The organism is Bacteroidia bacterium, from assembly GCA_026932145.1.
Taxonomy (GTDB): Bacteria; Bacteroidota; Bacteroidia; order J057; family JAIXKT01; genus JAIXKT01.
This window is the reverse complement of sequence record JAIXKT010000030.1, coordinates 5,462-18,864: the sequence shown is the minus strand read 5'-3', so window position 1 is coordinate 18,864 and position 13,403 is coordinate 5,462. Positions and strand designations below refer to the sequence as shown.

General features: G+C 39.3%; 13 protein-coding genes and 1 pseudogene. 6 read left to right on the top strand and 8 right to left on the bottom strand.

Annotation, left to right across the window (positions count from 1 at the left end; genetic code table 11):
- Positions 1–539, bottom strand: a pseudogene (locus tag LC115_07680) (helix-turn-helix domain-containing protein).
- A 455-nt stretch (positions 540–994) separates the two neighbouring features.
- Here LC115_07680 and LC115_07675 point away from each other — a divergent pair.
- Together LC115_07675 and murA are read left to right on the top strand one after the other, a co-directional pair.
- Positions 995–1,621, top strand: a complete 627-nt coding sequence (locus LC115_07675) for a DUF4290 domain-containing protein (GenBank protein MCZ2356550.1) — start codon at positions 995–997, stop codon at positions 1,619–1,621.
- A 2-nt stretch (positions 1,622–1,623) separates the two neighbouring features.
- Positions 1,624–2,937, top strand: coding sequence for a UDP-N-acetylglucosamine 1-carboxyvinyltransferase (gene murA / locus LC115_07670; GenBank protein ID MCZ2356549.1), 1,314 nt, complete (start codon positions 1,624–1,626; stop codon positions 2,935–2,937).
- Here murA and LC115_07665 read toward each other — a convergent pair.
- The 7 genes from LC115_07665 to sppA form a co-directional block, all read right to left on the bottom strand.
- The gene (locus tag LC115_07665) at positions 2,912–3,526 is read right to left on the bottom strand and encodes a riboflavin synthase (protein ID MCZ2356548.1); all 615 of its coding nucleotides are present in this window, start codon (positions 3,524–3,526) and stop codon (positions 2,912–2,914) included. The genes murA and LC115_07665 overlap by 26 nt on opposite strands.
- A 3-nt stretch (positions 3,527–3,529) precedes the next feature.
- Positions 3,530–4,642 carry a glycine cleavage system aminomethyltransferase GcvT gene (gene gcvT / locus LC115_07660; protein MCZ2356547.1) on the bottom strand — a complete coding sequence of 371 codons (1,113 nt, stop codon included), beginning with the start codon at positions 4,640–4,642 and terminating at the stop codon, positions 3,530–3,532.
- A 6-nt stretch (positions 4,643–4,648) separates the two neighbouring features.
- Positions 4,649–5,497, bottom strand: coding sequence for a PASTA domain-containing protein (locus LC115_07655; GenBank protein ID MCZ2356546.1), 849 nt, complete (start codon positions 5,495–5,497; stop codon positions 4,649–4,651).
- Between the two features lie 44 nt (positions 5,498–5,541).
- Entirely contained in the window at positions 5,542–6,006 is a 465-nt protein-coding gene (locus LC115_07650) for a hotdog fold thioesterase (GenBank protein ID MCZ2356545.1), read from the bottom strand.
- A 157-nt stretch (positions 6,007–6,163) separates the two neighbouring features.
- Positions 6,164–7,114: a class I SAM-dependent methyltransferase gene (locus LC115_07645; protein MCZ2356544.1), complete on the bottom strand. Its 951-nt coding sequence runs from the start codon at positions 7,112–7,114 to the stop codon at positions 6,164–6,166.
- A 237-nt stretch (positions 7,115–7,351) separates the two neighbouring features.
- Complete coding sequence (locus tag LC115_07640; protein ID MCZ2356543.1) at positions 7,352–7,975, bottom strand: class I SAM-dependent methyltransferase; 624 nt, start codon at positions 7,973–7,975, stop codon at positions 7,352–7,354.
- 143 nt (positions 7,976–8,118) lie between these two features.
- On the bottom strand, positions 8,119–9,906 hold the full coding sequence (gene sppA / locus LC115_07635) for a signal peptide peptidase SppA (protein ID MCZ2356542.1): 1,788 nt from the start codon (positions 9,904–9,906) through the stop codon (positions 8,119–8,121).
- A gap of 378 nt (positions 9,907–10,284) precedes the next feature.
- Between sppA and LC115_07630 the strand changes: the two genes are divergently transcribed.
- The 4 genes from LC115_07630 to LC115_07615 form a co-directional block, all read left to right on the top strand.
- On the top strand, positions 10,285–10,659 hold the full coding sequence (locus LC115_07630; GenBank protein ID MCZ2356541.1) for a response regulator: 375 nt from the start codon (positions 10,285–10,287) through the stop codon (positions 10,657–10,659).
- Positions 10,660–10,663: 4 nt separating this feature from the next.
- Positions 10,664–12,616: a chemotaxis protein CheA gene (locus LC115_07625; protein ID MCZ2356540.1), complete on the top strand. Its 1,953-nt coding sequence runs from the start codon at positions 10,664–10,666 to the stop codon at positions 12,614–12,616.
- 7 nt (positions 12,617–12,623) lie between these two features.
- Positions 12,624–13,100, top strand: a complete 477-nt coding sequence (locus LC115_07620; GenBank protein MCZ2356539.1) for a chemotaxis protein CheW — start codon at positions 12,624–12,626, stop codon at positions 13,098–13,100.
- A gap of 30 nt (positions 13,101–13,130) precedes the next feature.
- Positions 13,131–13,403: MCP four helix bundle domain-containing protein (locus LC115_07615; GenBank protein ID MCZ2356538.1), on the top strand; the 273-nt coding region annotated here is incomplete at its 3' end.

Here is a 13,403-nt window from a genome sequence, read left to right as displayed (position 1 = left end):
AGGTCTTTTATAAACATCCAATACATTTTCCATATGTGCTACAAACTCACTACTTTTTTCCGGTGGAATTACCCAACCTTTTACTTTCCAAGGCTTAAGTTCATTTTTTTTAAAACATTCCCAACCGAAACATAAGATATGCTGTCCACGTAATTCAGCTCTACCATCTTATCTGCTAACAATCGCAAAGACCATTTTGCAAATCCTTTGGGTGGCTCGCTACAGCATAGTGCAACCAATTTAGCTTCCACCTCGCCGTCTATCTTTATTTCATATTTTCGGCTTGTCTGTCTGCGTTCCAGCACTTGCTCGAAACCCTCTTCAATAAATTTTTTCTTAACTCTGTCTATGGTTCGCATCCCTACTTTCAGTACTTTACTAATCTGTTCATTGGTTACTTTGTCAGAATATTCGCCTTCATCGCAGTTTAACAGAATATAAGCAGTACGGAATGTTTGTGAAGTATGGCTTCCTTTATTAATGATTGCCTGAAGTTCCTCTACTTCTTCCTTTGTCAATTTAATCGTGTATCGTATCATTGTTTTTTTGTAAAGATACGAAATATATGCGTCATAACATATCTAACCTAACAGTAGTTTTCAGTCTTATAAGCATCAAAAGCCCGCTATAGCGGGCTTTTGATGCTTATAAGACTGAAAAACAAGATCTCTATTATAGAGAGTATCAGAGCATCATCTCTTCCAATGAGATTTGTAAAACTTGGCCAGATTAGCCCGCAGAACTTGCTACTTCCTATAAAATTTTCCTAATTTGCTCTTGTGTAAAGCTGAGTTTATTCAGCTTATTACTTTCTCAAAATTTAATTTAAGAAACCCCTCGCTGCACACACTTTTGGGAATAGTATCGAGTATATTTTGTAAATCCAGAAATAAACGCTATGAAATAAACAAAAAGAAAGGACTTTGTGTAAATTTGCGTAAAAAACATTTTTACGTACTTTAATGAGTAGAATGTTAAATCAAACTAATTTTCAATGTTAAAATTTCGAGAATACGGTGCTCATATTCATCATTGGGCAGAAAAATTAAATGCCGAAATGGAGGATGTTCGCCGCCACGCTTTGGCAAAAGAGATTATTCGCATGATGGCTACCATTTCTCCCGGCCAGCATGATTCTGATGAATATCAACGTAAATTATGGGATCATTTATACATGATTACAAACTATAAGTACGACCTCGGAAGCCCATTTCCAACACCAAGCCCACCAACAGAAGAAATAACGATAACTCGACATATTGATTATCAGAAGGCTGAAAAGGGAATTAGTCAGTACGGAAGCCTTGTAAAATATTTAATTCAGCGAGCAATAGCTATATCTGATGAGCAAGCACGTTTGGAATTGGTGAATGTGATTGTGAATGTTATGAAACAGGTTATGTCTAATACCCGACAAACATCTTTACGAGACGAAACGCTATTGGAACATTTAAGCCAACTTTCGCAGGGAAAATTAGTTTACTCTCGAGAACAATTAGAAATACGTAGCGTACAACGGCATGGTAATCAGCAATTTAACAACCAACATCGAAGAAACAATAATCAGTTTAAACATCGAAGTAAAAATCAGTTTGATAAAAATCGTCATAAACGAAAATAGCTATGCAGTACTTTGAAGTAGATGGCCCTTGCCGTTTAAGTGGGAGCATTCAGCCACAAGGGGCTAAAAATGAAGCCCTTCAGATATTAGCAGCCGTTGTTTTAACGGAAGACTGGGTTACGGTGTCTAATCTACCACAGATTGTAGATGTGCTGCGCATGATTAGTTTATTAGAAACACTTGGCGTTGAAGTAGAGCATATTGGTGAAGGATGTTATCGTTTTCGTGCCCTAAACATTCGTACAGACTTTTTGCAAAGCGAAGAATATCGTCGTCAGGCATCGCATCTACGTGGCTCTGTGATGTTGGCGGGGCCATTATTAGCAAGGTTTGGCCAGACAATAGTTCCGCAACCCGGTGGCGATAAAATCGGCCGCAGACGCTTAGATACTCACTTCATCGGATTCCAAAAATTAGGCGCAATATTGGAATTTGACCCTGAAATCCAATCATTTACCTTGAATGCCCCAAAGGGTTTACGCGGCAACTATATGCTCTTAGATGAAGCTTCGGTAACCGGAACCGCTAATATCATCATGGCAGCTGTCTTAGCCGAAGGCTCAACAACAATCTATCATGCTGCCTGTGAACCTTATATCCAGCAGCTATGCAATATGCTGAACCGAATGGGAGCCAAAATTTCTGGAATAGGTTCAAATTTATTGACTATTAACGGTGTAGCTAAACTACAAGGTACAGAGCACCGCCTCCTTTCAGATATGATTGAAGTCGGTAGTTTTATCGGAATGGCCGCCATCACACAATCAGAGCTTACTATCGAAAATGCTGATATTGAATATCTTGGAATTATCCCGGATGTTTTCAAGAGGTTAGGTGTCCAAATTCATCAATCAGGAAACAATCTGATTGTTGCATCCGAAGGGGTTTGCCAAATAGACACATTTTTAGATGGTGGTATTTTAACTATTTCAGACCACCCCTGGCCGGGGTTTACGCCGGATTTATTGAGCATTGTTTTGGTTGTTGCTACACAATGCTTAGGTACTGTTTTGATACATCAGAAGATGTTTGAAAGCAGGTTGTTTTTTACAGATAAACTGATTGATATGGGCGCGCAAATTATTTTGTGTGATCCACATCGTTGTACCGTAATTGGTTCAGGCCGAAAACATCCGCTTCGAGCAATATCTATGACCAGTCCGGATATTCGCGCCGGAGTTGCCCTCCTGATGGCAGCAATGGCTGCACACGGAAAAAGTAAAATCTACAATATTGAGCAAATTGACAGAGGCTATCAATTTATTGAAACGAGGCTAAATGCCATTGGGGCTAAGATAACCCGAAAGGTTTCTTAACCTCACCATTAAACCGTAACAAATATTTTCCGATAATATCAAACTCTAAATTGACGGAATCACCTGGTTTTAAATGTTTTAGATTAGTATGTTCGTAGGTGTAGGGGATAATCGCTACCGAAAAGGAACTTATATTAGCTTGAACTACCGTTAGGCTAATACCATTCACACAAATAGAACCTTTGGGCACAATCAGTAATTGATGTTCGGGATCAAAGGAAATTACGTATTCATAACTTGCGTGATTATTTTGGATTCTAACTACTTTTCCGGTAGTATCCACATGGCCTTGCACCCAGTGCCCGTCTAAGCGGTCTCCCAGTCGTAAACATCGTTCGATGTTTACGACTGTTCCCGCCTTCCAATCTTTAATAGTAGTTTTTAAGATTGTTTCTTGAACCGCAATTACTTGATATTGTTGTGTGTGAATATCAATTTTGATAATTGTCAGGCAGATTCCGTCATGGGCGATACTTTGGTCTATGTGAAGCTCGGTAGTGATTGGGCAGGTGAATGTGATTTGGTATCCCGTTCCTTCGGTTTCAAGGGTGATAACTTCAGCTTGTGTTTCAATAATGCCGGTAAACACGTTTTAGGCAGATTTTGTTACGTTGGTTTTTTGTATGAAGGGCGGGGTTACGATTTTGGCTAAAATCGGTTTTTCTCGGATAATAATTTGTATTTCATTGTTGATTTGAGCCATTTCAGTAGGTACGTATCCCATTCCGATTCCTTTTTGTAGGATTGGGCTTTGGGTTCCGGAGGTAACGTTGCCAACTATATTTCCGTCTTTAGCTATTGGATAGTGGCTTCTGGGGATGCCACGTTCTATCATTTCGAAGCAAACTAATTTTCGTTTGGTTCCGTATTGTTTTTGGTTTTTATAGAGTTCAATGTCTATAAAATCGGGTTTATTTAGTTTAGTAACCCAATTTAGGCCGGCTTCTAATGCAGAAGTAGTATCGTCAATATCATTTCCGTAGAGCATATATCCCATTTCGAGGCGTAAGGTATCCCGTGCACCAAGCCCTGTTGGCTGTAAGCCTTCCGGTTTCCCAATTTCTAAAAGTGTTTTCCAGAGATATACAGCATATTCGTTGGGGATAATAATTTCAAATGTTCTTTCGCCGGTGTAGCCGGTAGTTGCTATGGTAACGTTTTCAATATTAGCTACATTTCCGGTTCTAAAGGTGTAGTAGGCTAAATCTGATAGGGGAAAAGAGGCTATTTGAGAAACGATTTTTTCTGCTTTTGGGCCAGAAACGGCTATTAATGATAGCTGGTCTGAATGGTTATGTAGGGTTGCATGGAAGCGTTTATTTAGTTCAGAAAGCCAATTCCAGTCTTTTTCGATATTTGCGGCATTTACTACGGCCATATAATTTTGTTCTCCGGTTCGATATACAATTAGGTCATCAACAAGGCCGCCTTTGCCGTTAGGTAATGCAGCGTATTGGGCTTTTCCGATAGTTAGCTTACTAACATCGTTAGTAGTTGCATATTGGAGTAAATCTAAGGCGTTAGGTCCGGAGAAAAAGAATTGTCCCATGTGGGAAACATCAAACATTCCGGCGTGTTCTCTCACTAAAAGATGTTCAGCTACATCGCCGGTATAACGTACCGGCATTTCAAAGCCGGCAAAAGGGATGAGTTTAGCTCCGGCAGCAAGATGTTCAGAATAAAGAGCAGTGCGTTTTGTATTCATAAGTTATTACTCAATAATGATTTTTTCTTCAGGAGGCCGTCCATTAATGTAAATATCTACCGTATATCCTTCAATGACAGAATCAACGGCTGATGGATCTGGATATTGTTTAAAAACAGTTCCTTCGGGTGTTTTTGTGCTTTTTGCGTAGCGAACTCCACCGATACTAAGTTTTTGTGTAGCCAAAACTTCAGTTGCATCACTGAGGCTGAGGCCGATTAAGTTAGGAAGTTTCACCTTGTCAGTTCCTTGCCCACGGCTGATAATGAGGTCTATTTTAGAACCTACGGTTACTAAATCGCCGGGTTTTAGTTCTCTGTCTTTGTAAAAAGCTTTCAAGACTTGGTCTCGCGCAAAACCACTTACATAAGTAAAACCTCCTACTTTTAGCCCCCGTAATTCAAGCATATATTTACATTGCTGGAAATTAACCTCTAAAACTTCGGGTAATTTTACCTGCGGAGGTCTGAGGCGATTGATGACTAAGTATATTTTTCTATCCGGTTTTACTTTTTCAAATGCTGGTGGGTCCTGGCGGAGGATTGTAAGCGGCGGTAATGATGCGTAGTACTCAGAGTCGGTAACAATAGCATTTAGATTGTTTTTTTCTAATAAGTCTGCTCCTTCATGGATTTTTAAATTAACAACTTCTGGAACCGTGATTGACTTTCCATGATTTGTGTAGAATGGTAAAAAGAGGTAAAAAAAGAATAGTACAAAGAGAGTTCCGCCGGCTATTACCAGTAAAGAGAATTTCAGAAATACCTTTGAGCGTATGTATTCCCAAAAGGTTATCACTTTTGGATTATTTGGCTCTTCGTTAGGTGGGATATTGTTTGAGTTATTTATTTCCACAATAATTTAGTAATTTTTGAAAGAAATAGTAGTACTTGGGATTATCACAAGACAAGCGGGGTTTCGATGTTATTACTGGGTTCTGTTCTACGGACACTAAATACGGCTGTTCCTTCTGCTATTATGCTATTGGGGTCTGACGGGTGGTATGCTTTAATATGAGTAAAGATAACTCTATTTCCGTTTTGGGCGATGCGTGCTTCGGTGATGATGTCTTCTGCTCTGCCGGGCCGGTAGTAATCTACCCGTAAATCTATGGTTGAGCATCTATCTTCATAGGATGTTAAGGTAGTGAGGGCTGCTGCACCGCCGGCAGCATCCATAGCGGAAGCAATTACGCCGCCATGAATAGAGTTTCTTCTTGGATCTCCTACTAAATCAGGCCGATAGGGAATCCTGAGCCGCGCACAACCCGTTGAAATCTCTTCTAAACGCAATTGTAATATCCGATGAAAAGGCACCATCTCCTCTAAAATCTGCTCAAATAATGCTACTTTTTTGGAATCCATAGGATAGCAAAGATACTAACTCAATGAATCCAAAAACAATCCATAAAAAAAATGTACTGCATCCTCTTTTGTAAACGGGATATTTTGCCTAATTAAGTGGGAGTTATCTTTGTGAAATAGCTGCTAAAATAGTTTGTTAGGCAGCTCAAATGAGATATTATTTTTTTACTAACCAAAAAGATCCCGGTTCTCTGCCCTGCTGCTGGGCAAAAATAGGGGATTTCGCCGAAAACTCTTTCCGATAGTTATGCGCTAAATAGTTTAGTGCCCCTATGATTTTAAACTCCGAATTGTAAATCATAAAAGCCTCTAACAAATACTGCTCATTCCACATTAAATGCTTGTCAAATACCCACTCATCTAAATAGTCTTTGGGGGTGAAAATATCATGAATGTGTATTAACACACCGGAATTTAATGTGGGCAATAGTTCTAAGTATTCAAAAAGTACATCTCCTTGCGGCCTTATCATGTGAGAAGAATCTATAAACAAGATGTCGTTTGGGCCTAATGTATTAAAAAAAGACAAATCAACGTCTTCGGCTTTTTTTCGGATTAATTCAACGGATACTTTTTCTAACCAAGGTTGCTCATAAGGTTCTATACAAATATGATTGCATTTGTAGTTCGGATTATCAAGTGCATTTGCAGTGATAGCATTTCTCACCATTAAGGTTGAAAATCCGCTTCCGATTTCAATGATTCGGTTTGGTTTAAAATGCCTAACGACACTATAAAGGTACTCGGCATCTCCCGAGCAATATGAGCCGTTATCGTAGTAATATTCAATTTCTTGTTTCTTTTGGGTAGGAAATTTTAAGAGTTCTTCATTATAGCTAAATTTAGCTAATAAATCTAATTGTTCTTGGGTATTGAAGTCAATTCCGTTTAGATTCCTATCCTCCCGCAATGATTTGAGTAAATGTTTTTTAGGGTTAATCATAGGTTGATAGTAGTGGTCTAAGACGGGTAAAACCCCTACTCCCATAAAAATTTTGTCCCCTAACCAACCCGTTCCTGCTCTTCTTACGAGTTTTAACCAAATGGAGGCAAGAAGCGTAATAGGAGATCCTATGATTAAGATAATGTTTATGATTTTTCGTCCCATAAGTATAACGCTATTTCCGATTTGAGAAATAGGCGCAGTTTAGATTTTTTAGAGTATAAAAGGTGTCAATATTCGTTACGGATAGTCAAATGTTGGTACAGCTATCAATAAAGCCTGCGAAGTTAAATAAAGAATTAAGTTAGAATACTAAATTTGTTCGTTATCTCAAAAATAATGCTTGTAAGGTAAGAAGATCCCTTGATTTTCCGTTGAGATTCTTTGGTAATAAAGGAGAAGCTACTTTTTTCGTCCTACAAATCTTATGACAGAGCCTTTTCCGTTGTGATAAAGGCCTTCGTTTAGCTCAACTTCAACTTCTTCCAAAATATCAATGGTGTAATTTGGAAAACACGCTACGATTTCTGCCGTTGAAAACAGCATTTCAATGTCTTTTGGGCCTCCGACTTTTTCATTTATGGAGTTATAGCCAATGTGTTTTTTGCTAAAACCTTCAAGGATAACTGTTCCGCCGCTACATAAATACTGGCTCAGGGTTTGATAATATAGCTGCTTAATATCTGCGGGAAAGTGGGCATAAATAAGCCCGATTGCGTCAAATTGGTTAGGATGATAGCTCAATGTTTGTAGGTCGCTGATGATATAGTCAATAGTTACGTTATTTTTCTGCGCCAGTTTTAGGGCTTTTTTTTGTCCTTCGGTGCTGGTATCAAAAGCAGAAACCTGCCAACCGAGTGTAGCTGCATAAACGGCATTACGCCCTTCTCCCTCTGCCGGAAAAAGAATCCTTCCGAGCTTTAATCTATCTATTTGTTCCTTGAGAAAATTATTAGGGAGTTCACCATAAGCATATTCTTCTTGGCCAAATCGTTCGTCCCACTTGTTTTTCCAATGTTGTTCCATATTTTTTGCTGTTAATATTTTAGGTTCAGTTGAATAATTACGAAATTACGGATATAGTGTTTTGTACAACCCGTTTTTTTATGAAAAACCCTACACTTAGGTCGTCTTAACCTAAGTGTAGGGGATAAAATTGAGTGATGATTTTAGTCTATACTGGGAACTGCTGTCATACGCATATAGATACCTCTGGGATCATTATAATTTTGTAGGTATTGTAATGCTGTTTTTTGCTCTTTGAGGAGGAGTTTTTCTAAGATAAAACTTTTCACTTCTTCTGCACCGTCATCAAATAAAGACTCAAATAATTCTTTTTCTTTTGGGAGGTAAATCACTTGATAATCATCGCCTAATCCGGCTTTTTTGGCAGCTAATAAGACGGCTTTATTGAGGCCTCCGAGTTCATCTACGAGTCCTTTTTCTACTCCGCGTGTGCCTGACCATACACGTCCTTGTCCTACGGCATCTACGGCTAATGAATCCTGAAATTTCCCGGGTCTTCCATTTTTAACTACGTTTAAGAATACGCCGTAAATATCTTCAACACTTTTTTGAATCAATTTCGCTTCAGCTTCTGTCATGGCTCTGTTTGGGTTGCCAAGGTCGGCCATTGTGTTGGTAACGACTCTGTCGAAGGTGATACCGAGTTTGTTTTTGAATAGTTTTTCGCTGTTATACATTAGCCCAAACACGCCAATGGAGCCTGTTATGGTATTGGGTTGGGCTACAATCTGGTCGCAGGCAGCAGATATGTAATAACCGCCGGAGGCAGCTACGTCTCCAAATGAGGCAATGATGGGTTTTACCTTTTTGGTAAGCATGATTTCCCGCCAGATTACGTCAGAGGCTAAGGCAGAACCTCCGGGGCTATTTACGCGCAAAACAACAGCTTTCACATTTTCATCTGTACGCGCTTTGCGCAGTGCTTTTACAACTGTTTCTGAACCAATACTTTCATCGCCGCCCTTACCGGAATTAATATCGCCGACACCATAAACCACAGCAATCTTTTTATCACTATTGGAAACTTTAAGGCCGGCTTGCTCATCACTTACGTCAATATACTTCCCGAGTTTTATTTGATTGAGATCTTTTTTGGCATCAAGACCACATTGTTTCTTGCAGAGGTCTATCACCTCATCTTCATAAGCAAGTTTATCGGCTAATTTATTCTCTACAGCGGAGCGAGCATTTTCTATTTTACCTTGATTAGCCAAATCAGTTAGCGTCTCGGTAGAAATATTTCTCTTTTTAGAAACCACAGACAAAAAGTAGCTCCAAAAGTCATTCAAAAGAACAGATGTTTGTTCGCGGTTAGCATCGCTCATTTTGTCTAAGATAAATGGCTCTACTGCAGACTTGAACGTACCTACCCTAAAAACAAGCGGTTGAATATCTAACTTGTCTAATAATCCTTTGAAAAACATAGGATTAGAAGCAAATCCGTTAAATTCCATAAATCCTTGTGGGTAGATAAATATAGAATCTGCAACTGTGGCGAGGTAATATGACTTTTCGCTATAAATCTCGCTGTAAGCGTAGATAAACTTTTTGGAGGTTTTGAAATCTTCGAGGGCTTCTTTGAATGATTCTATACTTGCCCAGCCGGCTATCAGCGGACCCGCATTCAGCATAATGCCTTTGATGTTTTTATCAGCCTTTGCGCGTTTTAGACTGGCAATAATGTCATCTAAGCCAACTTTTTTCATATCATCCTTGCCCGGAAAAGGGAGGTTTGCCAAAGGGGTATTTTTTTGCCGCTCTTTAATTTCTAATCCGGTTAAATCTATATACAAAACCGAATTTTCTGCCACAGTAACCGATTTTTTGCCCGAAAACAGCTTGAGCATCCCAAGCGTTACTACAAACAGCAGCATTAGAGTTACAAATAAGGCAAAAAACATTAGCCCAACTTTTTTGAAGAAATTTCCCATAAACTTTTCTTTTATTCAAATTCAATACAAAGTTCTGTAATCTACCTGTCTGATAAATCTTTTTTGGATTTATGCACCCTATTTTCAGACGAAAAGAAATAGATGCCGGATTAGTTTGCTCTGCTGATTATAGTTGAACCAATATATATTCTGTTTGATTACAATAATATGATTCTATATTATTACATAAAATAATATTTATTTTTATTGAGTAATATTTGTTTATATTTATATGTTTTTTATATTTGCAAATCAGTAATAATTTATTGAATTGAATTGAATTGAATTGAATTGAATTGAATTGAATTGAATTGAATTGAATTGAATGATAATATAATTTTATCTTTTTATTTGTTGAGTCGGTAATTTTTGGTAATTATGAAGAAGATTATTTTGTTGTTGGATGATTTTGAGAATACGTTATTTGTAACGGGTATTACGTTGGAGCAGCGTGGTTTTAGTGTACTTAAGAGTACTACGGCGATAGAGGCGTTGAAGTATTTGAATTCGAATATTCAGATAGATTTGGTGATTACGGATTATAATATGCCGGTAATGAATGGGATAGAGTTTATGGAGGAGGTCAAGAAGATACCTACACGTGTTCATACGCCTATTTTTATTTTATCTACGGAGAAGCGTGAGGATATTAGAGAGCGGGCACGTCGAAAGGGGGTAACGGCTTGGATTCAGAAGCCCTTTGTTACAGACAAGTTGGTGGAGCTGAGTAAGCGTGCTTTAAGTATTGTTTAGGGATATGGATATTCTACAATATAAGGAACATTATGTTTCGGAGTCTTTGGATTTGCTAAGTCGTTTAGAGTTATCGTTGGTGTTGTTGGAAGAGGGGCGCGGGGACTTAGAGAGTGTTCGGGATATTTTTCGGGTGATGCACACCATTAAAGGGAGTAGCGGGATGTATGGTTTTTCGGATGTAGTTAAGTTATCCCATGATTTAGAGACGTTTTATGGTGCTGTGGAATCGGGAACACATAGCTTGAATGCAGAGGCTATTCAATTGACGTTTGAGGTATCGGATTATTTTCGTTGGTCATTTACGCATGATGCTTCGTTGGGCTTTGGGGATAATCATGATTATCAGGTATTGCAGCATAAGCTCAACCAGTTATTGCATAGTGTTGGTTTAGGTACAGATTCAGGGAATGGCCTTGAAGCGGTATCTTCTTCATTAGAGGGAACTGGGTTTCAGGTATGGCGTATTAGTTTCAAGCCGGATTCGAGTATATCATCTCGGAACATAAATTTGTCGGAGAGCTTGGGCGCGTTATTTTGTTTAGGTGAGGCGGCAGTATGCAGTAAGCGTTCAGAATCGGGTGATTTTGTGTGGGTTATAGAGTTGAATACGGATAGTGGGCTTGGTGCTATTGAAGATGCCTTATTTTTCATATTAGATTATTGTACGATAGAACTTGCATCCGGTGCTCAGGCTTCTCAGGAAGAGGATAGTCCTTTGGTGATTTTACCGGGCGGTGATACTTCGGTAGATATTTTGGGTTCACCGGTAGAGCATAATCTTACGGATGGTCAGGCTTTAAAACAAATATCGTCTAAGATATCGGTAGAGTCTGCGAAGATAGACACGTTGATATACTTAGTCAGTGAGTTGGTAACGGCGAAGTCGGAGTTGATAACGTCGGTAGAGAATCAGGAGATTATTCGGATAGCGGAGGCTACGGAGAAGATAGACAAGTTATCGAAGCAGTTTCGGGATAATGCGTTGAATATAAGGTTAGTATCTTTGCATGAGGTAGTAGGTCGTTTTCGTCGGTTGGTTCGGGATTTGGCGAAGCAATTGGGGAAGGAGGTTATATTTGAGGTATCCGGCGAAGATACAGAGTTAGATAAGAACATAGTAGAGGCATTATGGGAGCCATTGGTTCATTTGTTACGGAACTGTATAGATCATGGTATAGAGTTTCCGGAAGAGCGTGTTAAGGTTGGCAAGGGTTCTACGGGCATTGTGAAGTTTTTTGCCTATAAATCCGGTAGTTTTGTTTTTATTCAGGTATCTGATGACGGGCGCGGCATCAACAGGGAAGCGGTATTAACGCGGGCTATTGAGCGCGATTTGATTAGCAGTACGCAGATATTGAATGATAAAGAGATTTATGATTTGCTGTTTGAGCCGGGTTTTTCTACGAGTGAACAAGTTTCGTTGGTATCGGGTAGGGGTATCGGCATGGATATAGTGCGGCGTAAACTGCGGGATTTACGGGGAGAAATATTTATTACCTCAGAATACGGCTTAGGCACTTCGTTTACATTAAAACTTCAGCAGACCATTTCGATTATTGATACGCTTTTAATCCAGTCAGCTTCGGCAAAGTATGCTATTCCGATAGAGGATATTGAGAGTTGTGAGCTTACGAGCACGGTTCATTTTTTGAATAGACAGAATAAACATTTGCCGTTTCAGGGCGATCTGATTCCCTATGTGTATCTTCATGAAGTCTTTCAGACGCAAGAACAAGGATTAGAGAAGCAGAAAGTCATTGTTATCAACAAGTATGGGCGGCGTTTTGCGGTCATTGCGGATGAGATTATTGGCGAGTATCAGGCTGTCATTAAGCCTATTGGCATCTTATTTCATGAGATAGATTTTATATCTGGAGCCAGTATTTTGGGTAATGGCGGGATAGCCCTGCTAATAGATACAGGGAAGCTCATCAATTTGATTACACCAAACTAAATAATATATGGATACCTATTTAACTTTTGTTTTAGGGGAAGAGTGTTTTGCTGTGTCGGTTTCCAATGTTCTGGAAGTATTTCAGAAGCAGCCTGTTACGAAGATACCTCGGACTCCGGAGCATATTTTGGGGATTATCAATTTTCGGGGCGAGATACTGCCTGTTGTAGATACCCGGTGCAAATTTTCCCTGCCGGCCAGCCCGGAAGATAAGCACATTGTAATTGTTTTTGAGACCAATACCATCCCTAAGCTGACCATAGCAGCTACTGCCGATGCCGTACAGGGTGTCATAGACATTTCTTCGGAAGAAATAAAGCCGGTCCCGGAACTCGGGCTGAGCTACAACGTAACGTTTATCCAAGGAGCAGTCCGCAAAGACGAAACCTTCATTCTGATGCTGAATATAGATAAAGTATTTTCAGCCAAAGACCTCGCCGTAGTACAAGAAATTCAACCTACGGAAGAACAAACACAACATTAAAACTACTAAACCATTAACAATAAGAATATTATGAAGAATTTAAAGATTTCTACCAAGCTCAGTATTTTGGCTGCGTTTGCCATCTCGGTTACGCTGATTATCGGCATTTATGGCTCGTATGGGATTAACAAAGAGGATAAATACATCCAAACTATTTATACCAACCACGTAACGCCCATCGTATATCTGAAAAAGCTTTCTGACACATACTTTTATGCCTTAGATGCGGTTAATAAAGCCCAGAAGGGATTGATTCCATGGCAACAAGCTGCCGATAAGTTGGGGGAGTTGAACTCCATAGCG

Coding starts and splice junctions, on each gene's coding strand:
- LC115_07675 (MCZ2356550.1), top strand. CDS start 995: ATGTTAAAATTTCGAGAATACGGTGCTCATATTCATCATTGGGCAGAA.
- murA (MCZ2356549.1), top strand. CDS start 1,624: ATGCAGTACTTTGAAGTAGATGGCCCTTGCCGTTTAAGTGGGAGCATT.
- gcvT (MCZ2356547.1), bottom strand. CDS start 4,642: ATGAATACAAAACGCACTGCTCTTTATTCTGAACATCTTGCTGCCGGA.
- LC115_07650 (MCZ2356545.1), bottom strand. CDS start 6,006: ATGGATTCCAAAAAAGTAGCATTATTTGAGCAGATTTTAGAGGAGATG.
- LC115_07645 (MCZ2356544.1), bottom strand. CDS start 7,114: ATGGGACGAAAAATCATAAACATTATCTTAATCATAGGATCTCCTATT.
- LC115_07640 (MCZ2356543.1), bottom strand. CDS start 7,975: ATGGAACAACATTGGAAAAACAAGTGGGACGAACGATTTGGCCAAGAA.
- sppA (MCZ2356542.1), bottom strand. CDS start 9,906: ATGGGAAATTTCTTCAAAAAAGTTGGGCTAATGTTTTTTGCCTTATTT.
- LC115_07630 (MCZ2356541.1), top strand. CDS start 10,285: ATGAAGAAGATTATTTTGTTGTTGGATGATTTTGAGAATACGTTATTT.
- LC115_07625 (MCZ2356540.1), top strand. CDS start 10,664: ATGGATATTCTACAATATAAGGAACATTATGTTTCGGAGTCTTTGGAT.
- LC115_07620 (MCZ2356539.1), top strand. CDS start 12,624: ATGGATACCTATTTAACTTTTGTTTTAGGGGAAGAGTGTTTTGCTGTG.